The organism is Bradyrhizobium sp. WSM4874 (assembly GCF_055811835.1).
On the sequence record NZ_JBVVPR010000008.1, the window covers coordinates 204,817 to 226,350 of the forward strand.

General features: G+C 65.2%; 21 protein-coding genes. 10 read left to right on the forward strand and 11 right to left on the reverse strand.

Features of this window, described 5'->3' with window-relative positions; translation table 11 throughout:
• Window positions 1-94: 94 nt before the first annotated feature.
• The 4 genes from AC0L3P_RS11350 to AC0L3P_RS11365 all read left to right on the forward strand — a co-directional run bounded on the left by AC0L3P_RS11350 (window position 95) and on the right by AC0L3P_RS11365 (window position 6,420).
• Entirely contained in the window at window positions 95-346 is a 252-nt protein-coding gene (locus tag AC0L3P_RS11350; RefSeq protein ID WP_247298960.1) for a DUF6894 family protein, read from the forward strand.
• A 208-nt stretch (window positions 347-554) separates the two neighbouring features.
• Entirely contained in the window at window positions 555-2,288 is a 1,734-nt protein-coding gene (locus tag AC0L3P_RS11355) for a methyl-accepting chemotaxis protein (RefSeq protein ID WP_473301896.1), read from the forward strand.
• A gap of 195 nt (window positions 2,289-2,483) precedes the next feature.
• Entirely contained in the window at window positions 2,484-4,454 is a 1,971-nt protein-coding gene (locus AC0L3P_RS11360) for a methyl-accepting chemotaxis protein (protein WP_473301897.1), read from the forward strand.
• Window positions 4,455-4,731: 277 nt separating this feature from the next.
• Window positions 4,732-6,420: a methyl-accepting chemotaxis protein gene (locus AC0L3P_RS11365; protein ID WP_275171622.1), complete on the forward strand. Its 1,689-nt coding sequence runs from the start codon at window positions 4,732-4,734 to the stop codon at window positions 6,418-6,420.
• A 3-nt stretch (window positions 6,421-6,423) separates the two neighbouring features.
• Here AC0L3P_RS11365 and AC0L3P_RS11370 read toward each other — a convergent pair whose 3' ends face one another.
• The 6 genes from AC0L3P_RS11370 to ygfZ form a co-directional block, all read right to left on the reverse strand.
• Window positions 6,424-9,132, reverse strand: a complete 2,709-nt coding sequence (locus tag AC0L3P_RS11370; RefSeq protein WP_473301898.1) for a DUF2339 domain-containing protein — start codon at window positions 9,130-9,132, stop codon at window positions 6,424-6,426.
• Window positions 9,133-9,181: 49 nt separating this feature from the next.
• Window positions 9,182-10,150, reverse strand: a complete 969-nt coding sequence (locus AC0L3P_RS11375) for an NUDIX hydrolase (RefSeq protein ID WP_473301899.1) — start codon at window positions 10,148-10,150, stop codon at window positions 9,182-9,184.
• 205 nt (window positions 10,151-10,355) lie between these two features.
• Window positions 10,356-10,862, reverse strand: a complete 507-nt coding sequence (locus AC0L3P_RS11380) for a tyrosine phosphatase family protein (RefSeq protein ID WP_275171628.1) — start codon at window positions 10,860-10,862, stop codon at window positions 10,356-10,358.
• Window positions 10,863-11,012: 150 nt separating this feature from the next.
• Window positions 11,013-11,627 (reverse strand): HD family hydrolase, encoded by a 615-nt coding sequence (locus AC0L3P_RS11385; protein ID WP_275171630.1) that lies wholly within the window; start codon window positions 11,625-11,627, stop codon window positions 11,013-11,015.
• Complete coding sequence (locus tag AC0L3P_RS11390; RefSeq protein ID WP_473301900.1) at window positions 11,624-12,250, reverse strand: DNA-3-methyladenine glycosylase I; 627 nt, start codon at window positions 12,248-12,250, stop codon at window positions 11,624-11,626. Before AC0L3P_RS11390 ends, AC0L3P_RS11385 begins: the two co-directional genes overlap by 4 nt.
• A complete protein-coding gene (gene ygfZ, locus AC0L3P_RS11395; protein ID WP_473301901.1) occupies window positions 12,247-13,128 on the reverse strand; it encodes a CAF17-like 4Fe-4S cluster assembly/insertion protein YgfZ in 882 nt (293 codons plus the stop codon). The genes AC0L3P_RS11390 and ygfZ overlap by 4 nt, the downstream gene beginning before the upstream one ends.
• Before the next feature lie 101 nt (window positions 13,129-13,229).
• On the opposite strand from ygfZ, the gene AC0L3P_RS11400 reads away from it, so the two are divergent.
• The 5 genes from AC0L3P_RS11400 (at window position 13,230) to AC0L3P_RS11420 (ending at window position 17,388) form a co-directional block, all read left to right on the forward strand.
• Complete coding sequence (locus AC0L3P_RS11400) at window positions 13,230-14,564, forward strand: dihydroorotase (protein WP_473301902.1); 1,335 nt, start codon at window positions 13,230-13,232, stop codon at window positions 14,562-14,564.
• 191 nt (window positions 14,565-14,755) lie between these two features.
• Entirely contained in the window at window positions 14,756-15,625 is an 870-nt protein-coding gene (locus AC0L3P_RS11405) for a sulfurtransferase (RefSeq protein WP_473301903.1), read from the forward strand.
• Between the two features lie 105 nt (window positions 15,626-15,730).
• Window positions 15,731-16,435, forward strand: coding sequence for an RNA polymerase sigma factor (locus tag AC0L3P_RS11410; RefSeq protein WP_473301904.1), 705 nt, complete (start codon window positions 15,731-15,733; stop codon window positions 16,433-16,435).
• Between the two features lie 91 nt (window positions 16,436-16,526).
• Window positions 16,527-17,060, forward strand: coding sequence for a DUF4142 domain-containing protein (locus AC0L3P_RS11415; RefSeq protein WP_275171642.1), 534 nt, complete (start codon window positions 16,527-16,529; stop codon window positions 17,058-17,060).
• A 10-nt stretch (window positions 17,061-17,070) separates the two neighbouring features.
• Window positions 17,071-17,388, forward strand: a complete 318-nt coding sequence (locus tag AC0L3P_RS11420) for a cupredoxin domain-containing protein (RefSeq protein WP_473301905.1) — start codon at window positions 17,071-17,073, stop codon at window positions 17,386-17,388.
• Between the two features lie 238 nt (window positions 17,389-17,626).
• Here the strand turns inward: AC0L3P_RS11420 and AC0L3P_RS11425 are convergent, their stop codons facing one another.
• The 4 genes from AC0L3P_RS11425 to AC0L3P_RS11440 form a co-directional block, all read right to left on the reverse strand.
• Complete coding sequence (locus AC0L3P_RS11425; RefSeq protein WP_007594892.1) at window positions 17,627-17,893, reverse strand: hypothetical protein; 267 nt, start codon at window positions 17,891-17,893, stop codon at window positions 17,627-17,629.
• 191 nt (window positions 17,894-18,084) lie between these two features.
• Window positions 18,085-18,462, reverse strand: coding sequence for a TIGR02301 family protein (locus AC0L3P_RS11430; RefSeq protein WP_106945075.1), 378 nt, complete (start codon window positions 18,460-18,462; stop codon window positions 18,085-18,087).
• Window positions 18,463-18,510: 48 nt separating this feature from the next.
• Window positions 18,511-18,945, reverse strand: a complete 435-nt coding sequence (locus AC0L3P_RS11435) for an NUDIX hydrolase (RefSeq protein WP_473301906.1) — start codon at window positions 18,943-18,945, stop codon at window positions 18,511-18,513.
• A gap of 18 nt (window positions 18,946-18,963) precedes the next feature.
• Window positions 18,964-19,464 (reverse strand): hypothetical protein, encoded by a 501-nt coding sequence (locus AC0L3P_RS11440; protein WP_275171650.1) that lies wholly within the window; start codon window positions 19,462-19,464, stop codon window positions 18,964-18,966.
• 63 nt (window positions 19,465-19,527) lie between these two features.
• Here AC0L3P_RS11440 and AC0L3P_RS11445 point away from each other — a divergent pair, with 63 nt between their 5' ends.
• A complete protein-coding gene (locus tag AC0L3P_RS11445; RefSeq protein WP_473301907.1) occupies window positions 19,528-20,292 on the forward strand; it encodes an SOS response-associated peptidase in 765 nt (254 codons plus the stop codon).
• Window positions 20,293-20,304: 12 nt separating this feature from the next.
• Here AC0L3P_RS11445 and AC0L3P_RS11450 read toward each other — a convergent pair whose 3' ends face one another.
• Window positions 20,305-21,498 carry a CaiB/BaiF CoA transferase family protein gene (locus AC0L3P_RS11450; RefSeq protein WP_473301908.1) on the reverse strand — a complete coding sequence of 398 codons (1,194 nt, stop codon included), beginning with the start codon at window positions 21,496-21,498 and terminating at the stop codon, window positions 20,305-20,307.
• Between the last annotated feature and the right edge of the window lie 36 nt (window positions 21,499-21,534).

Genomic DNA, 21,534 nt, shown 5'->3' on the forward strand with positions numbered 1-21,534 from the left:
TAGTCATACGGACGGCGGCTTTCATGCGTTGGTAGCTGTTCGCGCCCCAGTTTGCGTACGGCCGGGGGGCGCGGCCCGATCAAAGGGTTCAACGATGTCGCTGTACTTCTTCCGTATCAGCACCGGCCGCTATTCCGGTGCTGCCGACCAGCCATATGAGTTCGAGGATCGCGCTGCGGCCTGGACCGAGATGACCGAAGTCTGTGCCAATTTGCTCGGCGGCATCTCGCGCGGCCTGAAGCAGAACGCCGAATGGCGCATGGAGCTGCTCGACGAGAACAAGGAGCCGGTGTTCCGGATCAGCCTGATCGGCGAGAGCCAGAAGGCCCTCGGTCGCACTGGCTAGAAATCGGGCATCCTACCGCCGCGTGTGGTTAACCTGTTAAGCGCGCGGAACGTGCCGTATTTCAAGGGATTTCTGGCGAGTCCGGTATTTGTCCGGGGGCGGTCGTTAACCGGATCACCACACCTGAGGCTCAGTTTTTAGGCAAGGGCGATCAACGCCGAGGGCGGCCGACAATGACTTGGCCGCGTAATCCCCGGGAAACGCGCCCATGTCGAAACTCATCCAGAATCTGCAAATCGGTACCAAGCTCGCGCTCGCTTCGGCGTTCGGCGTTATTCTCGTCGGCGCCATGATCGCGAGCCAGGTCATCGGCAACAACACCGTGCGTCATTCCAACCAAGCAGCGATTGCGCAGCAGGAATTGGTGCGCGAGGCCACCGAAGCCAAGCTTGGGATACGCGGCATGCAGCTCGCTGTACGGGACATGCGTCTTGCCAACAATCAGGGTGACTTGCAAAAGGCGAGCGAGACTCTGCTTGAGCGGTCGAAAGCGCTGAACGGCGTCGTCGATTCCATGCTCAGATTGACGCACTCCCCGGAAAATCGCGCGCGGATGGAGAAGCTCAAGTCTACGTCCGCCGATTACCTGAAGGGCGCGCAGCAGAACGCCTCAGTTCGCAGCGAGGCCATTGCCGTGGCGGCCACGGACCCCGCCCGCGCCGCCAAGATTTCCGAGGAAGGCGCGCGCCATGTCCGTGAGGTGACGCTGCCGCTCGCTACGCAACTGGATAATTTGACCAGCGAGATTGCCGATTTCGCCAAGCATAAAAGCGAGGAAGAAATCGCTGCCGCGACACAGGAGATGGCCGCGAGCGAGCGTCTCGGCATGGTGGTCGGCGCGTGCGCCGTGCTCGTCCTCATAGGTTCGTGGCTGATGTCCTTCCTGACCATCGCCCGGCCGATCCGCGCGCTCACGGTTGCCATGGACAAGCTCGCTGGCGGTGACTTCTCTGTTGTCCTGCCGGGTCTCGGCCGCAAGGACGAGGTCGGCGGCGTCGCCGCGGCCGTCGAGAAATTCAAGGTCGTCTCGGAGCAGAAGGCGCGCGAGGAAGCGGAAGCCAAGATGCGGCAGGACCAGATGGCGGCCGAGCAGCGCAAGGCGGACATGCGCAGGCTTGCCGACAGTTTCGAAGGCGCCGTCGGCGAGATCGTCGACACCGTCTCCTCGGCCGCGACGGAGCTCGAGGCTTCGGCCTCGACGCTGACCTCGACGGCGGAGCGGGCACAGGAACTGACGATAGTTGTGGCCGCGGCCTCCGAGGAGGCGTCGACCAATGTGCAGTCGGTTGCCTCTGCGACCGAAGAGCTGTCGTCCTCGATCACCGAGATCAGCCGGCAGGTGCAGGAATCGGCGCGGGTCGCGAGCGAGGCGGTTACCCAGGCCCGAACCACGACCGATCGTGTCGGCGAATTGTCCAAGGCGGCGGCTCGCATTGGCGACGTGGTCGAGTTGATCAACACCATCGCCGGCCAGACCAACCTGCTGGCGCTCAATGCCACCATCGAGGCGGCACGCGCCGGCGAGGCCGGTCGCGGCTTTGCCGTGGTGGCTTCCGAAGTGAAGGCGCTCGCCGAGCAGACCGCGAAGGCGACCGGCGAGATCGGCCAGCAGATTTCCGGCATTCAGGCGGCAACGCAGGACTCGGTCAGCGCGATCAGCGCCATCAGCAACACCATCGAAAAGCTGTCCGAGATATCGTCCACGATCGCCGCGGCCGTCGAGGAGCAGGGCGCGGCGACGCAGGAGATTTCCCGCAACGTGCAGCAGGCGGCCGAGGGCACCCATCAGGTCTCGTCCAACATCACCGACGTGCAGCGCGGCGCGGGCGAAACCGGATCGGCATCGTCGCAGGTGCTGGCAGCGGCACAGTCGCTGTCGGGCGACAGCAATCGCCTCAAGCTCGAGGTCGGCAAATTCCTCGACACCGTGCGCGCGGCCTGACGCGGCATGTTCTGAGAGAACTGCAACCGCCGCGCGTAGAGGCGCGGCATTTGCGCGCGTGAATATCGCGGAGACGCGACGAAGACCGCGCACGGTTAACCTTCCGGAAAACCGATGCAGTCATGATCTCCGCAATATTCCGGGCGCTGAGTCGCCCTGCTTGTATTGCGTATCGATCGTATTGGAGCACATCCCATGAGTGGCCCTTCCATTCGCCTCACCCATAAGGTCATGGCGATCGGACTGTTCGGATTGTTGGGTCTCGTCGCCTTCGGCGCGATCTATCAGATTGGCAGCCTCTCCCAGGACGCCTCCCGCGCCGTCGCCAACCGGGCTCGTGCGATTGCCGATCTCGACAAGCAGCTCTCGATCGAGATGCTGGAGGCGCGCCGCAACGAGAAGAACTTTCAGCAGCGCCGGAACGAGAGCTACGCCAAGGCGCACGCGGAGTTGATCGGGCCGATCAACCGCGATTTCGAGGAGGTCGAGCGTCTGATGGCGGCCGGCGGCATGAGCGCGCTCTCCGAACGGATGAAGCAGGCCCAGGACGGCTTCAAGCGATACGCGTCGGACTTCGGCAAATTGGTTGCCGCGGAGACCCGGCTCGGCCTGAGCGAGACGCTGGGCCTGTCCGGCTCGCTCCGCGCCGCGGTGCACGACATCGAAGCCAAGCTCAAGGAGATCGACGATCCCAGGACCACGAGCTGGATGCTGATGATGCGCCGGCATGAGAAGGACTTCATGCTGCGGCGCGACCAAAAATACATCGCCGAGATTAAGAAGGCCGCAGTCGAATTCTCCAAGGCGATAGAGGTCGTCGCAGTTCCTACGGCTGTGATGAACGACATCACGGCCAAGCTGCAGAAATACCAGTCCGAGTTCACGGCGTGGGCCGACACTGCACAGCAGAGCGCAGCCCTTGACGCCAGCATGATGAAGATCTTCCGCGAGCTCGAGCCGGGTATGGTCGAGGTGCGCAATACAGTCGAAGGACTCTACAAGAAGGCCGAAGCTGCAGAGGCTGCGACCCGCGATGCCGTGCGCATGTGGATGATGGTCGCCTTCGCCATTACCGTCGTCGTGCTCGCCGCGGTCGGCTTCCTTCTGGGGCGTTCGATCTCGAAGGCGCTTGCCGGCATGGTCGGTGCGATGACGCGGCTTGCGCGCGGCGAGCTTTCGATTTCCGTTCCCGGCATCGGGCGCAAGGACGAGATCGGCGAGATGGCTGGTGCCGTCGAGGTGTTCAGGACCAACATGGCGGAGGCCGAGCGGCTGCGCACCGAGCAGATCGAAGCTGAGGCGCGCGGGCGCCAGCAGCGCAAGGCCGACATGCGCCGGCTTGCCGATAATTTCGAAGGCGCGGTTGGCGAGATCATCGATACTGTCTCGTCGGCTGCAACCGAGCTGGAGGCGTCCTCGAACACGCTGACGCAGGCCGCCGAGCGCGGCAACGGGCTTGCTACTGTCGTGGCGGCCGCCTCCGAAGAGGCCTCCGCAAACGTGCAGTCGGTGTCTTCGGCGAGCGAGGAAATGACCTCCTCCATCTCCGAGATCAGCCGTCAGGTGCAGGAATCGGCGCGTGTCGCCGATGTCGCGGTCGAGCAGGCCCAGCGCACCAACGCGCGCGTCGCCGAGCTGACCAAGGCCGCCTCCCGCATTGGCGACGTGGTCGAGCTGATCAACACCATCGCCAGCCAGACCAATCTGCTAGCGTTGAATGCAACGATCGAGGCGGCGCGGGCGGGCGAAGCCGGCAAGGGTTTTGCCGTGGTCGCGACCGAAGTGAAGGCGCTCGCCGAGCAGACTGCGAAGGCCACCGGCGAGATCAGCCAGCACATCGGTGCGATCCAAAACGCAACGCAAGACTCAGCCGGTGCGATCAAGGAGATCGGCGATACCATCGCGCGGATGTCGGAGATCTCGTCGACCATTGCCGCCGCGGTCGAGGAGCAGGGCGCCGCTACGCAGGAGATCTCCCGCAACATCCAGCACGCCGCGAATGGCACTTCCGAAGTCTCGGCGAATATCGGCCACGTGCAGCGCGGGGCAGGCGAAACCGGGGCTGCCTCGGCGCAGGTGCATTCTGCTGCGCAATCGCTGTCGCAGGAGAGCAACCGGCTCAAGAGCGAAGTCGCGCGCTTCCTGGAATCGGTACGGGCGGCGTAGCGGCGGCCGCCTCGCATGTTGCGGCGCAAGCGGGCGCGCGTCGCGGCATGAGGGGGCTGTGCAGGTGCAACGGATGGTTGCAGGAGAAATAGCGACTATCAGGCTTGTCCCGTAATTTTACGTAGCTCCCTGTTAACGCCTGCTTGCAACTATGGGTGCAATCTCACGGGATAAGAACCAGCCAGCATTGTTGAACTGACCTCCGTCTCGCCACCGTCGTGGTGATTTGCGGCGCAGACAATTTGCGCGTTGCTAGGTAACATCGGGATTTGTCGTGATGTCGAAATTGTCCATCGTCTTCAAGCTTCTGGCCGTGCTGTCGGTCCTCGTCCTTTCGCTCGCCGGTGTCGGCGTGACGGCGATCGGCACCATGCAGAACATCAATTCCCATACTATCGAGATCGCGGAGAGCTGGCTGCCCAGCGTGCGGGCGCTCGGCTCGCTTCGCGCCGACATCAACGAGCTGCGCGTCGCGCTGCGCCTGCATCTGATGCAGGACACCGCCGAGGGCAAGGACGCCGCCGAGAAGCGCTTGGCCTCGCTGCGGGCGCGGATCGACCAGACGCGCAAGGTCTATGAGCCGCTAATCACCACCGCCGAGGAGCGCTCGCTCTATGGGCAATGGAGCACGGCGTGGGCCGAGTATCTGAACGGCGTGCAGGACGTGATGGCGCTGTCGCGCAAGAATGTCGGCCGCTTCCCGACCGACGCCAACGAGCTGTTGCAGACCAAAGTCGCGAAGATGGCCCAGGCCGCCGACCCGCTGCTTCAGAAGGGCATCGAGATGAACAATCGCGGCGCCGAGCTGGAGACCAAGCAGGCCGCCGACAGCTACGCCATGATCTTCCGCGTGCTGGTCGGCATCATCGTGTTCTCGGTCGTGATCGCGATCGGCGCCGCCTATTATCTCGTGCGCGACGTTTCTCGTGGCATTGCCTCGATCATCCGCCCGATGCAGTCGCTCGGCGAAGGTGACCTCTCGGCCGAGGTGCCGCATCGCGGCGAGCGCACCGAGATCGGCTCGATGGCGGATGCGCTGCAGATCTTCAAGGAGGCGCTGATCGCCAAGAAGGCCGCCGACGAGGCTGCTGCGCGCGACGCCGAGGCCAAGATCGAACGCGGCCGCCGCGTCGACGCCATCACCCGCAAGTTCGAAGCCATGATCGGCGAGGTCGTCGGCACCGTGTCTTCGGCCTCGACCGAGCTCGAGGCCTCCGCCTCGACGCTGACCAACACCGCGCAGCGCGGACAGGAACTCGCGACCGTCGTCGCAGCCGCCTCCGAGGAAGCCTCGACCAACGTCCAGGCGGTGGCATCGGCTTCGGAGGAGCTGTCGTCCTCCATCACAGAGATCAGCCGCCGCGTGCAGGATTCAGCGCGAATGGCGGCGGAGGCCGTCGAGCAGGCGACGCGGACGAACGACCGCGTCAACGCGCTGTCGCAGGCGGCGTCCCGCATCGGCGACGTCGTCGAGCTCATCAACACCATCGCGGGCCAGACCAATCTGCTGGCGCTGAACGCGACCATCGAAGCCGCGCGTGCCGGCGAGGCCGGCCGCGGCTTCGCGGTCGTCGCCTCCGAGGTCAAGGCGCTGGCCGAGCAGACTGCGAAAGCCACCGGCGAGATCGGGGCGCAGGTCTCGGGCATCCAGGCGGCGACGCAGGAATCGGTCAGTGCCATCCAGGAGATCGGCGGCACCATCGAGCGGCTGTCCGAGGTGGCCGCGGCCATCGCCGCCGCCGTCGAGGAGCAGGGCGCGGCGACGCAGGAAATCTCGCGCAACGTGCAGCAGGCCTCGGTCGGCACGCAGGAGGTCTCGTCGAACATCACCGACGTGCAGCGCGGTGCGATCGAGACCGGAGAGGCCTCGACCGAGGTGCTGTCGGCGGCGAAATCGCTGGCCACGGACAGCACCCGTCTCAAGGTCGAGGTCGCGCAATTCCTGGAATCGGTTCGCGCGGCCTGACCTTCAAATGCTCGTCTGCGGAGCCGGCGGCGGTGCGACCTGCCGCCGGAACAGGATACGCTGGTAGAGCCAGCCGATCGCGACCAGCACGATGCCGAGGCACATGAAGGACAGCGCGCGGTAGACGCCCGTCAGCGTCGACATGTCGATGACGAAAGCCTTCAGGATCGTCAGCGCGATCACGACGGCCGACGCCAGTCGCGCCCGCTCGGAATTGACGAGAATGCCGACGCCGAGCAGCACCACGCCGAAGCCGAGCCAGCCGATCGAATAGGTATATTGCTCGGCGCCCGTCGTCGCCCCGGTGGAGAGGATTGGGCCATGATAGAAGCGGCGGATCTCCAGCGTGACATAGGCAAGCGCGAACAGCAGCGCGCCGCCCGCAATCGTGTTGGCATAGGCCTTGCCGCGTTCGCCGGCCACGGCATAGGACAGCAACAGCATCAGCACCGCCGGCAGCGCGTAGCCGAGCAGCAGCAGGTTGAACACGGCGCCGCCGACATCGGTGCGCCACAGCAGCGGGTTCTCCAGGATCAAGAGGCCGAAAACGCTGATGAGCCCGGCGATCGCCGTGAGCACGACCGCGCCGACATTGTGCACGACGCTGCGGCTGCGTTGCCTCAGGCGCTCCAGCCCGATCGCCATGGCGAGCGTGATGCAGACTTGGAGGGCGAATTCGAGCAGCGATGGTGCTGACGTCATGTTGCCGCCGGTCGCAAAATGGCGGATCTCCATGAAGGCGAGCAGCGCGGTGAACAGGATCGCGGCGCTCTCGACCATGCGCAGAGGGGCGTCGTCACCGCGGCGGCGCAGGAACAGGCTCGCCGCCCAGAACGATGCCGCCGGCAGGCCGTAGCCCCACAACAGCCAGTTGAAGATCGGCGTGGTTCCGACGGCGTCGCCGACGATGCGTGGATCATAGCCGATACGAGCGGTGACCAGGCCTGCGAAGATCGCGGCCAGCCAGCGCAGGAACGGGATCGGCCGCTGCATCGAGATCCAGGCGGTGCCGAGCGACATCAGCGCCAGTGCGATCGTGAGCCAGCCCTTCTCCAGCGCAAACGTCAGCGCCAGCGCCAGCGCACCGAGCGTGCCGGTCGCGAACAAGGCCGTGGAGATCATGGCGCCCGGCCGGGTCTCGCGGCGCGCAAGCGCTTCGGTGGCAGCGCCAAAGGCGGCGGCGAGCAGCACCGCGAGAATGGCGAACGGGATCGAGCGGTCGAGATGCGCGATGCGTGCGTAGAGCGCGACCAGGATCGCGATCGGCGTCGCGACACCCGCGACCGACCACACCACCGGAATGATCGCCGAGTTCGAACGTCCCTGCGCGAGGAAGCCCGCGATGCCGAAGCCGGCGGCGAAGATCGCCGCCATCACCAGATGCAGCGTCACCGCGCTGTCGATCGCCGTCGGTGCGATGCCGGCGATTGGACCGCCCGGCAGCACCAGCATGTCGGGATTGGCGCGCACCGCCCATTCGGCGAACACGACGAAGACGGTCGCGGCGGCTGCGCCGAGCGCGCCGGTGGCCGCCGGCGCGCGCCAGGCGACAAGCAGCGTCGCGCCGACGAGCAGCGTGAAGGCGATCAGCGCCAGGTCCGCATGCGCGCTCGACAGCACGATCAGCATCGCGCCGAACAGATAGGCACCGAGCGATCCCGACGAGACCGGCTCGATCTCACCGTCCTCGATCGTCGGGCCGAACATGAAGCCGCAGACGACGAGAAGAGCGGCAAGAACGAAGCCCGCGATCACATGGAAAGCGTGCGGCGCGACCTGCAAGTCGCTGGTGTCGAGACCCGGAAAGATCCAGAGCACGGCGAAGGCGATGGTAGTGACGGCAAGCCAGCGCCACAACCGGATACGGGCGAGGCCGAAGCTCGCGGCGGTGACGATGGCGAGATAGATGTAGAGCGCCCAATAGTCCGGCTTGCCGCTGGAGACGAGGATCGGCGTCACGAACGCGCCGACCACGCCGAGGCCCGCAAGTGCGGGCCCGTGCAGAAGCGCCGCGGCCAGCGTGCCGAGCGCGATGAGGCCGAGCAGCACGAAGGCGGTCGCGGGCACGAGGAAGCCATAGAGCGCGTAAGCCGCGTAGATGGTCGCAAATGCCACCGCCGTACCGGCCGCGGTGAGGATCGCGGGAATGTTGGCGATTGGCAGCGCGGCGATGCTGGAGATGCTCTCCTTGCGCCGCGACCATTCGCCGGCGCCAAGCAGCGCAAGCGCGAACACGCCGCCAAGGAACACGCGCACGCCGGGGCCGACGAGGCCGGCTTCGATCGAATAGCGCACCATGAAGAAGCCGCCGAGCGCGAGCGCCAAGCCGCCGATCCACACCACCCAGCGCGTACCGAGCCGTTCCTCGAAGCCGGGCGCGGGGGCGGGCAGCGGCGGCGTCGCGTCGGCCTCGGTGCTCGCTTCGAGCGGGGGCGGTGAAACGTCCTCCGTGACGAGCAGGGGCGGCGCCTCGGCTTCCGCCTCGGCTTGGGGCACAAGTGGCGGCGGCGCTGCGGAAGTCGTCGCGGACGCTTCAGCCCACACATCTGCCGGGATACGCGGCGGCTGCACGGGCCGTTGCGCGTGGAACGTCTCTTCGAGCGAGCTCAGCCGTCGTCGCAGCTCAGCCGTCTGGCTGGAGGCCTTGATCGCGATGATGAAAGCGATGATCGCAATGATCAGCGCGAAGACGTCAAACGGGCCGTCAGACATAAAGCCTCCAGGCAATCGGCGGGCAGGGGCCGATCACGCATATCTCGGGTTAGCGCCGGGAGCGTACGCGCAAGCCCGGCGCGGGCCGCTCCTGGAGCACGTCGCGACGGAAGCGGTAGAGCGCCGCCGGACGTCCGCCCGTCTGTGTCGACATCACCCCGGTCGGTTCGACCAGGGCTTCCATTTCGACCAGGCGGCGGAAATTTTGTTTGTGCAGGTGTCGGCCGGAGATCGCCTCCACCGTATACTGCAATTCGGTAAGTGTGAACTCGGCGGGCAAAAGTTCAAAGACGACAGGACGATACTTCAATTTTGCACGCAGTCGCGCGATCGCTGTCGCAAGAATCCGGCGGTGGTCGAAGCGCATGGATGTACCGAGCGCGGACAGCGCCTTGCGTGCTAATGCCGCAGGGCGGCCGTCGCGCCGTGCTTCCTCGACCAGCCCGGCCTCGTACAGGAGCTCGTAGCGGTCGAGCACGCGCTCCTCGTCCCATGATGCGCCGTCGAGACCGAAATAGAACCGCACGCGATCCTTGCGCGGCAATGCGCGCGTCGTCTCCGGCGTCTCCTCTTCGGCCCACTCGGTCAATGCGGGAATGATGTCGCGCGCGATGATCGCCGGCGGCCCCTCGCGCCGGTCCTCCCAGGGCAGAAAGCGATACCACGGCGCGAAGCTCGCACTCGTGTCTGCGAGTTCGCCGCCGATGGCGCGCGTCAGTGCGAGATAGCCGATCGACACCATGTGCGCGCCGGTGTCGCCGGCCTCGGCATGCCGGCCGCGATCGCCGAACGTGTAGAGCTGTTCGACATAGCCGAGCCGCAGGCCCGTCTGTTCCTCGACCCAGGCCCGCAGGCCGATCTCGAAGGTGCGATGGCTCGGCGCATCGAACGGGCCGAACGGCAGGCCGGCCAGTCCGTCACTGTCGCGCGCGGTGAGGATCAGCGGCTCATGATTCTCGATCGCGACGATCGCGGCGGTCAAGCCGATCTCGATCGGCGTCAGCAGCTTTTCGCTCATGCGATGGCGATCGCCGGTGCAGCCGCAAACTCGTCATGCCCGGGCTTGTCCCGGGCATCCACGTTTTTCGTGCCGCAGGAGACGTCGTGGATGGCCGGGACAAGCCCGGCCATGACGACGTGGAGGCGTTTGCGTAAAGGCACGCCTGCGATGGCCCTGCTCGCAAGCGGGAGAGGGAGCGCACCTGTGCTGTCGTGCGCAACGTTCATTCGAGCTCGATCACGAAGGGGCGGCCTTCGACCATCATCGCGCCCGGTCCCATCTCGTCGAGCGCACGCAGCATGCGGCCGTTGCGCCCCAGCGCACGGTCGGCGAGGCCGACGATGCGGCGGTTCGGCGAGGCGATCGGGGAAGCTGCCCGGATCTTCTTCGCGATCTCGGTCTCGTCGCGATCCGGATTGAGTGCGCATACGGCGGCGAAGGCGCTCGCGGTGGAGCGGCTGATGCCGGCATAGCAATGCACCACCAGCGGCGCGTCGCGGTCCCAGCTGCGTACGAAGCTCAGCACCTGCTCGATATGCGTTTCCGATGGCGCGACGAAACCGTCCATCTCCTCGGTGATGTCGTCCATCGACACCTTGAGATGGTTGGCCGGCAGCACCGACACCGGCCGCGCGACCTGCTCGACATTGGCCATCACGGTCAGCACATGGCTGGCCTTGGTGAGGCGGACGGTTTCGGGAAGGGCGGCGAGGGAACAGACGTGGATCATGGCGGACCTTTTTCCGCAGATTATAGCGAGCGTTGGCGGGGTGGGCAAAGCGAAGCGTACCCACCACTTTCGTCTCATTTGCGAAAAATGGGTGGGCACGGCGCAAGGGCGCCCCTACCCGCCCCGCAGGACTTTAACCCACGACAACGATCAGGCAAACACTGCGCCAAACCGCTCCAGAAACTGCTTCTCGGCCCGGGCAGCCGTCCAGGGAGTGAGATAGTCGCGCCGGACGCTGTCGGAGAGGCCGGGATCCTTGCCGAACAGGCGCTTGGCCTCGCTCTCGCTAAAACCGGCGAGCGTCGTCGCCTCCAGATAGGCCGCGCCGCGATCGGCGGCCTTGATCGCCAACGTGATCTCCTCCGGCAGCACCGGCGGCAGGCCAAAGCGGATGTGGATGGCTCCGAGCAGGCGTTTCTCGACCGCCTTGTAATGGCCGTCCAGAACCGCCTTGAACGGCGATATCATATCGCCGATCACATATTCGGGCGCATCGTGCAGCAGCGCGGCGAGCCGCACGCGCAGATCCACGCGCGGGTTCTCGTGCCGCATCACGGTTTCGACCAGCAGCGTGTGCTGCGCGACCGAGAAGATATGCGCGCCGATGGTCTGGCCGTTCCAGCGGGCGACACGCGCCAGCCCATGCGCGACGTCGGCGATCTCGATATCGAGCGGGGAGGGATCGAGCAAATCGAGCCGCCGGCCCGACAGCATGCGCTGCCAGGCACGAGACGCCACATCGCGTGACGACTTCCTGGCCGTCATTTGGACTTGAGGCGCGGCTTGCGCTGCGTCTTGCCGCAGCTCGCGTGACAATGGCAGTCGACGAGATGATCGTTGACCATGCCGGTCGCCTGCATGAAGGCATAGACGATGGTCGGGCCGACGAATTTGAAACCGCGCGAGGACAGCTCCTTGGAGATCTGCATGGAGAGCGGCGTCGAGGCCGGCACGCTCGCGGTGGTCTTGAAATGATTGACCTTGGGCCTTCCGTCCATGAAGTCCCACAGGAATTTTGAGAAGCCGGGGCCCTTCTCCATGATGTCGAGATAGGATTTCGCGCTCGCTATCGCGCCGCCGATCTTGGCCTTGTTGCGCACGATGCCGGCATCGTTCATCAACGCGTGAACTTTCTTCTCGCTGTAGCGTGCGATCTTTTCCGGCTGGAAATCGTCGAAGGCTTTGCGGAAATTATCGCGCTTGCGCAGGATCGTGATCCAGGACAGGCCGGCCTGGAAACCGTCGAGGATCAGCTTCTCATAGAGCGCGCGGTCATCATATTCCGGCACGCCCCATTCGGTGTCATGATAGGCGACGTAGAGCGGATCTTCGCCGGGCCAGGGGCAGCGGGTCTTTCCGTCGGGATGCAGGCGGGGAGCACGGCTCATGCGATGGGTTGCTTCGTTGGAATGCGCACGACGTCTGGTTCCGCAAGTGTCAATGCCAAGCCGCCGGCGGTGAGCGGCTGGCCGGCATCGAGCGCGTCGGCAACGCGGTCGATGCGCACCAACGCAATGCCCTTTCCTTTCGCCGACGAGCCCATCGTGCCGACGGGCTTGTCGCCGGCCATGACGCTGACGCCGGGCTCTGGCGAGGAGTCCTCGAGCAGCAACTTCACGCTGCGGGTGCGCGCGGTGCCGCGATGCTGCATGCGCGAGACGACCTCCTGACCGACATAGCAGCCCTTGTCGAAATCGACGCCGGAAAGGCGGTCCATGTTGGTCTCGTGCGGGAACGCATCGCTGTACGTGAAATCGAGCCCGCCGCGCGGCACGCCGAGCGCGATGCGGTGGGCTTCGTATGCGGCGGCATCGACGAGCTCGGCGCCGATCAGATCGGACAGCTTCTGTTTGAGATCTTCGGGGATCAGGATGCGGTAGCCGAGGCCCTCATTGCGCGGATCGGCGAAGGCGAGGTCGGGCTGCGCCGCGGGCTTGCCGTCCCAGGCCGCGAGCACGCCGAGATCGTCGGACAGGTTTTCCACCGTGACCTTGGCGCGCAGCTTGTAGAATTTCAGCTTGGTGGCGAGGCCGTCGGCAAGCGGCTTCGGGCAATCGATCAGGAACCCGCCGCCATGGCCGGCAGGCGCTTCCGTGATCAGGAAATCCACGATGATCTTGCCCTGCGGCGTCAGCAGCGCGCCGAATCGACCCAGGCCCGGCTTCAGCTTGTCGACATCGGTCGTGACGAGGCCATTGAGGAAGTTGCGCGCATCCTCGCCCGCGACCTTGATCACGCCCCGGTCCGGAAGAAACGCTGATTTCATACGAAAATCTCTTGCGACATGTTGCTCCGGAACGTAAGCCCGCAAGGCAAAAACGACAAGACCTCAAGCCCTGCGCTTGGGGACGAGAGAGGCCTTCAGCCATGACCCAGCGTTTCGACGTGATCCTCAAGGGCGGCACTGTCGTCAACCAGGACGGCGAGGGAGCCCGCGATATCGGCGTCGTCAACGGCCGCATTGCCGAGATCGGTGCGCTGTCGCAGGCTTCCGCCGCGGAGGTGATCGACTGCAAGGGCCTGCACATCCTGCCCGGCGTGATGGACACGCAGGTGCATTTCCGCGAGCCCGGGCTGGAGCAGAAGGAAGACCTCGAGACCGGCTCGCGAAGCGCCGTGATGGGCGGCGTCACCGCCGTGTTCGAGATGCCGAACACCTCGCCATTGACCGTGACCGAGGCCACCTTCACCGACAAGGTGAAGCGTGCCCATCACCGCATGCATTGCGACTTCGCCTTCTTCATCGGCGGCACCCGCGAGAACGTGCAGGACCTGCCGGTGCTGGAGCGAGCGCCCGGTTGCGCCGGCGTCAAGGTGTTCATCGGCTCCTCGACCGGCGCGCTCTTGGTGGAAGACGACGAAAGCCTGCGCCGCATCTTCCAGGTGATTCGCCGCCGCGCAGCGTTCCACGCGGAGGACGAATACCGCCTCAACGAGCGCAAATCGCTGCGCATCGAGGGCGACACGCGCTCGCACCCGGTGTGGCGCGACGAGACCGCGGCGCTGATGGCAACGCAGCGGCTGGTGAAGCTCGCGCACGAGACGGGCAAGCGCATCCATGTGCTGCACATCTCGACCAAGGAAGAGATCGAATTTTTGCGCGACCACAAGGATGTCGCGTCCTGCGAGGCGACGCCGCATCATCTCACGCTGGTCGCGCCCGAATGCTACGAGCGGCTCGGCACGTTGGCGCAGATGAATCCGCCGGTGCGCGGCGCCGATCACCGCGCCGGAATCTGGCGCGGCATCGAGCAGGGCATCATCGACGTGCTCGGGTCGGACCACGCCCCGCATACGCTCGAAGAGAAACAGAAGACCTATCCGGCCTCGCCCTCCGGCATGACCGGCGTGCAGACGCTGGTGCCGCTCATGCTCGACCACGTCAATGCCGGCCGCCTGTCGCTGGCGCGTTTCGTCGATCTCACCAGCGCCGGCCCCGCGCGCCTCTACAACATGGCCTGCAAGGGCCGCATCGCCGCCGGCTACGACGCCGACTTCACCGTCGTCGATCTCAAGCGCAGCGAGACCATCACCAACAAATGGGTCGCGTCCAAGGCCGGCTGGACCCCCTATGACGGGTTGCGCGTCACCGGCTGGCCCGTCGGCACCTTCATCCGCGGCCGCCGTGTGATGTGGCAGGGCGAGCTCGTGACCGCCGCGCAAGGTGAGCCGGTGCGGTTTCTGGAGACGTTGAAGGCGTAAGTAATTTGCGGTGAGGCAGCACGCGCGCGCAGCACACTCGATGTCGTCCCGGCGAAGGCCGGGACCCACACCGCGAGGTGTCTCGGTTGCGAAAGTCGCAGTACCGAACGACTAGCCTCCACATAATTTCTTCCCGGGGCTATGGGTCCCGGCCTTCGCCGGGACGACATTGGGAGACATGGGAGCGCACAATGACCCAACCGACATCCCTCATCAGCACCGAGCAACTCGCAGCCCAGCTCGGCGATCCCAACTTGCGCCTCTACGACTGCACGACCTACAACGAGCCGGTGCCGCCGGGCAGCGACGTGCCCTATCGCGCGGTGCCCGGCGACAAGACGTTCGAGGCGGGCCATATCCCGGGCGCTGATTTTCTCGACCTGCAAGGCGAGTTCTCCGACGCCTCTGCGCGGCAATTCTTCATGATGCCTGACGTGGCCCAGCTGGAGGCTGCCTTCGGCCGCCACGGCCTCGATGCATCCAAGTCCGTAGTGCTCTACAGCATCGGCACCATGATGTGGTCGACGCGGTTCTGGTGGATGCTGCGCTCGCTCGGCGTTGACGCGCGGGTGCTCGACGGTGGCCTCGACAAATGGAAGGAAGAGGGACGGCCGGTCGTAACAGGCGCCCCGAAAGGTTATCCGGCCACGACCTTCAAGGCCACACCGCGCGCAGGCTTCTTCGTCGACAAGAATGCAGTGAAGGCACGGCTCGGCGATCCCGCGACTGTTATCGTCAACGCGCTCGGTCCGCAGTTTCATCGCGGCCTCGAGCCGAGCCGCTACGGGCGGCCCGGCCGCATTACCGGCAGCGTCAACGTATCAGCGGCAACGCTCGTCAATGCCGACAAGACTCTGACGACGCTCGCCGATGCCGAAGCCAAATTCGTCGCCGCAGGCGTCACCCGCGACAAGGATGTGATCTGCTATTGCGGCGGCGGCATCTCGGCGACGATCGACCTGCTGCTGCTGACGCAGCTCGGTTACGACAAGGTGACGCTCTACGACGCCTCGATGGGCGAGTGGGCGAGGGAACCGGCGCTCCCGATCGAGACTGATTAGGACATTCCCTGGTCCCTCCCCCAAGGGAGGGACAGAAACTTGGGAACCTTTCCCTTGGGGCGGCATCCAATGTCCGGAACGAAGCCAAACCAGCAGGTGACCGCCATGCCACGGACCGCAGCCGGCCTGTCCGCCAGCGCCAAAACATCAGAAGTCAGGACATTGGAAGCCGAACTGGTCGAGCGGGCGCGGGGCCGTGACGAGACCGCGCTGCGCGAGATCATGCAGACCAACAACCGCAGGCTCTATCGTCTGGCGCGCGGAATTCTGCGCAGCGACAGCGAAGCCGAGGATGTTGTTCAGGAAACCTATGTCCGCGCCTTCACCCATCTCGACGGCTTCCGCGGCGAATCCGGGCTGTCGACCTGGCTGTCGCGCATCGCCATCAACGAGGCGCTTGGCCGGGCGCGAAGCACCAGGCCCCATGTCGAGCTGGGCTCGGTGCCCGAAGCGACGCTCGAGGCGCAGATCATCAAATTTCCCGCTTCTCCCGCAGGCGATCCGGAAAGGACCATGGCCCAACGTGAAATCCAGCGCGTCGTCGAGCGCGCCATCGATGAATTACCGGATGTCTTCCGCATGGTCTTCGTCGCACGCGTCATGGAAGGCATGAACATCGAGGAGACCGCCGAGTTGCTCGGCGTCAAGCCCGAGACCGTGAAGACGCGACTGCACCGTGCGCGCACCATGTTGCGCGAGAACGTCGAGAAGGAGATCGGTCCGGTGGTAATGGATGCGTTCCCGTTCGCCGGGTGGCGCTGCGAGCGGCTGACCGTGTCAGTGCTGAAGCGGCTCGGCATCGGCGGCTGAAGTTTTTCGGGAACGTTCGCGCCATAGTCCCATCCAACGCCTGTGAAGCAACGCGCCGGCAAAACGTCCGGCACCACAGGAGTTTCAAACCATGTTCGTTCGTTGGAGCGCGGCGATCGCCGCTGCAATTTTGTTGTCGAGCCCTGCGCTGCTGCAAGGCGCCAGAGCCGCCGACAAGCTGACCGATCCGCAGATCGCCCATATCGCCTACACCGCGGGCGTGATCGACATCAACGCAGCCAAGCAGGCGCAGAAGAAGGCCAGGAACAAGGACGTGAAGGCGTTCGCCGAGGACATGCTGCGCGACCACGAGGCCGTCAACAAGCAGGCGCTCGCGCTGGTCAAGAAGCTGAACGTCACGCCTGAAGACAACGACACCAGCAAGGCGCTGTCAAAGCAGGCGAGCGAGAAGCTCGCCGAACAGGACAAGCTGAGCGGTGCGGCCTTCGACAAGGCCTATGTCGCAAACGAGGTCGCCTACCACAAAACGGTCAACGGCGCGCTGGAAACCCAGCTCATTCCATCCGCCAGCAATGCCGAACTGAAGAGCCTGCTGCAGACCGGTCTGAAAATCTTCCAGGGCCATCAGCAGCACGCCGAGCACGTCGCGGCGGAGCTGAAATAGGGAGGCGATGATGCCGGGACGATTGTCTGCGATCGCGTCAGCGGTCCTGCTCGTGGCGTCGGCCGTCCCGGCGCACGCTGCGACCATAGAGATCACGATGGAGAATCTCGAGGTGTCGCCGAAAGACGCTTCGGCCGAGGTCGGCGACACCATTGAATGGATCAACAAGGACGTCTTCGCCCACACCGCGACCGCTGGGAACGGCGATTTCGACGTGAACCTGCCGGCGAAAAAATCAGGGACGTTGGTTCTGAAGAAGGCGGGCACGGTCGATTATTACTGCCGCTATCATCCCAACATGAAAGCGACGCTCAAGATCGAGCCGTAACGGGCCGGGAGCGCATTCTCGACGGCAGCGGGAACATCTCCCGGCGATCCCAAGACTAATGCTTGTCCGGGCGAGAGCGCTCCCGTGCGATAAACACGGCAGACTTCGCGACGTCTTGCCAAGACTTCGTCGTCAAGACTTCGTCGTCAAGACCTCGTCGTAAAGTCATTCATCCGTAGACTGGCCCCGCCTGCGTGGCGGGGTCATTTTCGGCAAGACTTGCTGCCTGGAGAAAGACTTACTGTCGGGAGATGTCGACCGAGAATTCGCCGTTGCGGATGCGGCCGGGAAAACCTTCGACGAACTTCGCCACTGCGTCCTCGCCATAGGTACCGACGAGCTCGGCAAGGGCCGCGAACAGGCTGGCCTGCGCCAGGCAGTCGCCGTCGACGCCATCATGGCGCGCTTCGGCCCAGGCCTCGTTGAGATAGCTCAGTGCGGCCTGCTTCTGCTCGTGATCGGGCAGCGGCGCGCGTGCGGGGGCGTAGGACACTGGATGGCTCATGAAACTCGATCAGGGCTGGGGCGCGATCCACGGCGATGCGCTGTGCGAGAGGTGTAGCACGCGCGTTAACGCCCGCTAGGCCACATCTTTAGGAACGGTTAACGGCTGTGTACAAAGTCGATGACAGGGTTCCCGCCGCTGTCATTCCGAAATCGCGACTTCGTCGCGCCCCGGGATGACGAATGGAGAGTTCAGTTGGCGTAACGCGCCGTGAGATCGCGCGAGATCTTCGAGCCTTCCTCGATGTAGCGGCGGATCGCCACCGTCGCGGCCGGCGTGCAGCTCCGGTAGGTCTGCTGAAAGCCGTTATAGCCGCGGTTGAAGCCGGCGATCATGCGGGTGCGGCGTTCGCCCGCGGGGGTTTCGGCATCGATCAGCGCCTGCATCTCGCTGCGCCATTTGTTGCCCTCGTTGGACCCGCAGATGCCGCGCAGATAGTGCAGCCCACCGAGGATCTCCGCCAGCCGCTGCAAATCGCCGTCAAACGGCGCTGCCCCGTCCTGAGCCCTCGTGGGCACCGAGGCGCAGGCGAGAATCAGGGCAAAAATGGCCAGAAATCGCGTCGACATCGGCGGGGTGTATGCCTCCTCGGGGCGGTGGACGCAAGGCGGGGGCGGTCAGGGGCCGATCAGCCGGTGGGCCGACTGGATGACCTCTTCCAGCCCGCCGGTCAGCTTGAGGTCGCCAAGGCCCGCCAGGGCCTGCGGGGCGATCCAGCGGTAGTCGTCGAGCTCGTCGTTGAGAACCGGCTCCCGGGCCACCCAGCGGGCAGCAAAGGACATGATCAGGTAGTGGCCGGCGCCGGCCGCGGCGGGGAGCACTTCGCGCCAGCCCGCGAGGCCGATGATGTCGATATCGAGCCCGGTCTCCTCCTCGATCTCGCGGCCCAGCGCCTGGTGCAGCGATTCGCCGAATTCGACCCGGCCGCCCGGCAGCGAATAGAACCCCCTTGCCGGCGAGCGCGCGCGACGGGTCAGAAGCACTTTGCCGTCACGAAAAATCGCGGCACTGACCGCGATCTGGGGACGGGTGGGCTGAACGATCGCAGCCATGACTTCACCTGTTCGGGCTCAGTTCGCCATGATGGTGTCGATGTCGGCTTCCGCGCCGCCATTGATGATGCCGCCGCAGGCCGCGATCAGCGGCTTGACCCAGTGGGCGGCCTGCTCGGCGAGGCGAACGCGGGTCGTGTCCTTCTCGACCTCGCGCATGGCCGAGCCGACCGCCGTCAGGATCGAGGTCATGGTGTCGGCAAGGTGGTCGAACTGGGCGCGCACATTCGGGTCGGCCTTTTCATAGGCTTCGATCGCCAGATCCCGGGCCTTGAAATTCGAGGCGGTGAAATGCTCGGCATAGGAAAGTGGCGACCAGGTCAGAAAATCTTCCGCGCATTCCGGCATGTCCGGGACCATTTCCAGCAGCATCACGGCTTCATTGAAATGGTTGAGATAGTCGGTGGCAAGCCCGGTCCGCGGGTTGATGTTGGCCACGCGCAGCCGCTCGGCCCAGGCCGCTGCCTCGGGCGCCGTCTGTCCATGCATTCGCGCCGGCTGGGAGACCGTTGAGCTCATCTGCCGCAGTGTTAACGTTCGGAGTTAAAAGGACCTGAACGGACCCTATATAGGCCCTCAAGGATGTGTGGACGCTTCGTCATAACTTCGGCCCCCGCGGCTTTGCGGCAACTGTTCGGCTACATCGAGCAGCCGAACTTCCCGCCCCGGTTCAACGTGGCCCCGACACAACCGATTCCGGTCGTGCTGGCCGAGAACGGCGCGCGCCATTTCCGCCTGATGCGCTGGGGCCTGTTGCCGGGCTGGGTCAAAGATCCCCGCGGGTTTACGCTGCTGATCAATGCGCGTTCCGAGACGGTGCTGGAGAAGCCCGCCTTCAAACGCGCGATTCGCCGGCGACGCGGCCTGATTCCGGCCGACGGCTATTACGAATGGAAGACGGAGGATGGCCGCAAGCAGCCGTTCTTCATCCATCGCGCCGACGGCGCGCCGCTCGGCTTTGCAGCGGTGTTCGAGACCTGGGTCGGGCCGAACGGCGAGGAGCTCGACACGGTCGCGATCGTCACGGCGGCCGCGGGCGAGGATCTCGCCACGCTGCATGATCGCGTGCCCGTCACCATCAGCCCGCGCGATTTCGAGCGCTGGCTCGACAGCCGCAGCGATGACGTCGATGCCGTGTTGTCGCTGATGACCGCCCCGCGCATCGGCGAATTCGCATGGCACCCGGTCTCCACCCGCGTCAACCGCGTCGCCAATGACGACGATCAGTTGCTCCTTCCGATCAGCGCGGAGGAGATCGAGGCGGAGGTAGAGGCCGCGAAACCGAAGCGGGCGGTGCGGAAAGCGGCGGCCGGGCCGGCCGATGACGGGCAGGGGTCGTTGTTCTAGGCGGCTTCGGCCTCACACAATCTCCCTTGCCCTCAGCCCGGCGATCTCCGCCGCGTCAAATCCCAGCTCGCCCAGCACCGCATCCGTATCGGCACCGAGCTCCGGCGCCATCCGGTCGAGCTTGCCGCTGCCATGCGCGAGCTTGAATCCGCTGCCGGCGAAACGAAGCCGCCCGTAGGGCGTATCGAGCTCCTGGATCGCGCCGCGCGCCTTGATCTGCGGATGGTCGATCACTTCCTCGACCTTCCAGATGCTGGCGCAGGGCGCGCCGGCATCTTCCAGAATGGTTTCCCATTCGCGCGCCGGCCTTGCCGCGAGCGCCTTTTCGATGATGGCGCGCAGCGCCGGCTCGTTCTCGTTGCGCGCGAACCAGTCGGCAAAGCGCGGATCGCTCAAGGTGTCCTCGCGGCCGAGCGCAGACATCAGCGCGCGATATTGCTTCTCGTTGTTGACGGCAAGCAGGATGTGACCGTCGCCGCATCTAAACAAATTCGCCGTGGTCCTGCGGCTGACGGCCTGATTGCCCGACAGCTGCTGGCGATGGCCGGCGACCGACCAGTCCGCGATCTGCCCCGACAGAAACGCCATCGTCGCCTCCAGCATGGAGACGTCAATGAGCTGGCCCTTGCCGGTGCGGTCGCGCTGGTACAGCGCGCTCGACACGCCGAATGCCGCGGTCGCCCCCGACAGCACGTCGCATACCGCAAAGCCCGCACGGGTCGGCCCAGTCTCGGGATGACCCGTGATCGCCATGATGCCGGACAGCGCCTGCATCTTGCCGTCATAGCCGGGGCGCACCCGGTCCGGACCGGTCTGGCCGAAGCCTGATACCGCGCAGTAGATCAGCTTCGGATTGATCGCGGACAGCGCCTCATAGCCGATGCCGAGCTTGTCCATCACGCCGGGGCGAAAATTCTCCATGACCACGTCGACCTGGCTCGCGAGCTTCTTCACGATCGCGATCGCATCGGGCTTTTGCAGATCGAGCGTCAGGCTGCGCTTGTTGCCGTTGATGGCCTGGAACGCCGGCGCCAGCCCGCGCTCGGCCCATTCGCGGCTGAGCGGCGTGCGGCGCATGTCCTCGCCCTCGCGCCGCTCGACCTTGATGACGTCGGCGCCCAGGAGCGCGAGCTGGTAGCTCGCATAGGGGCCGGCCAGCACTTGCGTGAAATCCAGGATCTTCACGCCCTCGAACGGTCGCGTCACGTCGCTCTCCCTTTTTGTTTTTGGTTGTCGGAGGAC

Excerpts from the sequence above, each read along its gene's own strand:
- AC0L3P_RS11360 (WP_473301897.1), top strand. The coding sequence starts at position 2,484 with ATGAGTGGCCCTTCCATTCGCCTCACCCATAAGGTCATGGCGATCGGA.
- AC0L3P_RS11445 (WP_473301907.1), top strand. The coding sequence starts at position 19,528 with ATGTGTGGACGCTTCGTCATAACTTCGGCCCCCGCGGCTTTGCGGCAA.
- AC0L3P_RS11405 (WP_473301903.1), top strand. The coding sequence starts at position 14,756 with ATGACCCAACCGACATCCCTCATCAGCACCGAGCAACTCGCAGCCCAG.
- AC0L3P_RS11410 (WP_473301904.1), top strand. The coding sequence starts at position 15,731 with ATGCCACGGACCGCAGCCGGCCTGTCCGCCAGCGCCAAAACATCAGAA.
- AC0L3P_RS11440 (WP_275171650.1), bottom strand. The coding sequence starts at position 19,464 with ATGAGCTCAACGGTCTCCCAGCCGGCGCGAATGCATGGACAGACGGCG.
- AC0L3P_RS11400 (WP_473301902.1), top strand. The coding sequence starts at position 13,230 with ATGACCCAGCGTTTCGACGTGATCCTCAAGGGCGGCACTGTCGTCAAC.
- AC0L3P_RS11365 (WP_275171622.1), top strand. The coding sequence starts at position 4,732 with ATGTCGAAATTGTCCATCGTCTTCAAGCTTCTGGCCGTGCTGTCGGTC.
- AC0L3P_RS11350 (WP_247298960.1), top strand. The coding sequence starts at position 95 with ATGTCGCTGTACTTCTTCCGTATCAGCACCGGCCGCTATTCCGGTGCT.
- AC0L3P_RS11425 (WP_007594892.1), bottom strand. The coding sequence starts at position 17,893 with ATGAGCCATCCAGTGTCCTACGCCCCCGCACGCGCGCCGCTGCCCGAT.
- AC0L3P_RS11355 (WP_473301896.1), top strand. The coding sequence starts at position 555 with ATGTCGAAACTCATCCAGAATCTGCAAATCGGTACCAAGCTCGCGCTC.
- AC0L3P_RS11370 (WP_473301898.1), bottom strand. The coding sequence starts at position 9,132 with ATGTCTGACGGCCCGTTTGACGTCTTCGCGCTGATCATTGCGATCATC.
- AC0L3P_RS11420 (WP_473301905.1), top strand. The coding sequence starts at position 17,071 with ATGCCGGGACGATTGTCTGCGATCGCGTCAGCGGTCCTGCTCGTGGCG.
- AC0L3P_RS11435 (WP_473301906.1), bottom strand. The coding sequence starts at position 18,945 with ATGGCTGCGATCGTTCAGCCCACCCGTCCCCAGATCGCGGTCAGTGCC.
- AC0L3P_RS11375 (WP_473301899.1), bottom strand. The coding sequence starts at position 10,150 with ATGAGCGAAAAGCTGCTGACGCCGATCGAGATCGGCTTGACCGCCGCG.
- AC0L3P_RS11385 (WP_275171630.1), bottom strand. The coding sequence starts at position 11,627 with ATGACGGCCAGGAAGTCGTCACGCGATGTGGCGTCTCGTGCCTGGCAG.
- AC0L3P_RS11390 (WP_473301900.1), bottom strand. The coding sequence starts at position 12,250 with ATGAGCCGTGCTCCCCGCCTGCATCCCGACGGAAAGACCCGCTGCCCC.
- AC0L3P_RS11430 (WP_106945075.1), bottom strand. The coding sequence starts at position 18,462 with ATGTCGACGCGATTTCTGGCCATTTTTGCCCTGATTCTCGCCTGCGCC.
- AC0L3P_RS11415 (WP_275171642.1), top strand. The coding sequence starts at position 16,527 with ATGTTCGTTCGTTGGAGCGCGGCGATCGCCGCTGCAATTTTGTTGTCG.
- AC0L3P_RS11380 (WP_275171628.1), bottom strand. The coding sequence starts at position 10,862 with ATGATCCACGTCTGTTCCCTCGCCGCCCTTCCCGAAACCGTCCGCCTC.
- ygfZ (WP_473301901.1), bottom strand. The coding sequence starts at position 13,128 with ATGAAATCAGCGTTTCTTCCGGACCGGGGCGTGATCAAGGTCGCGGGC.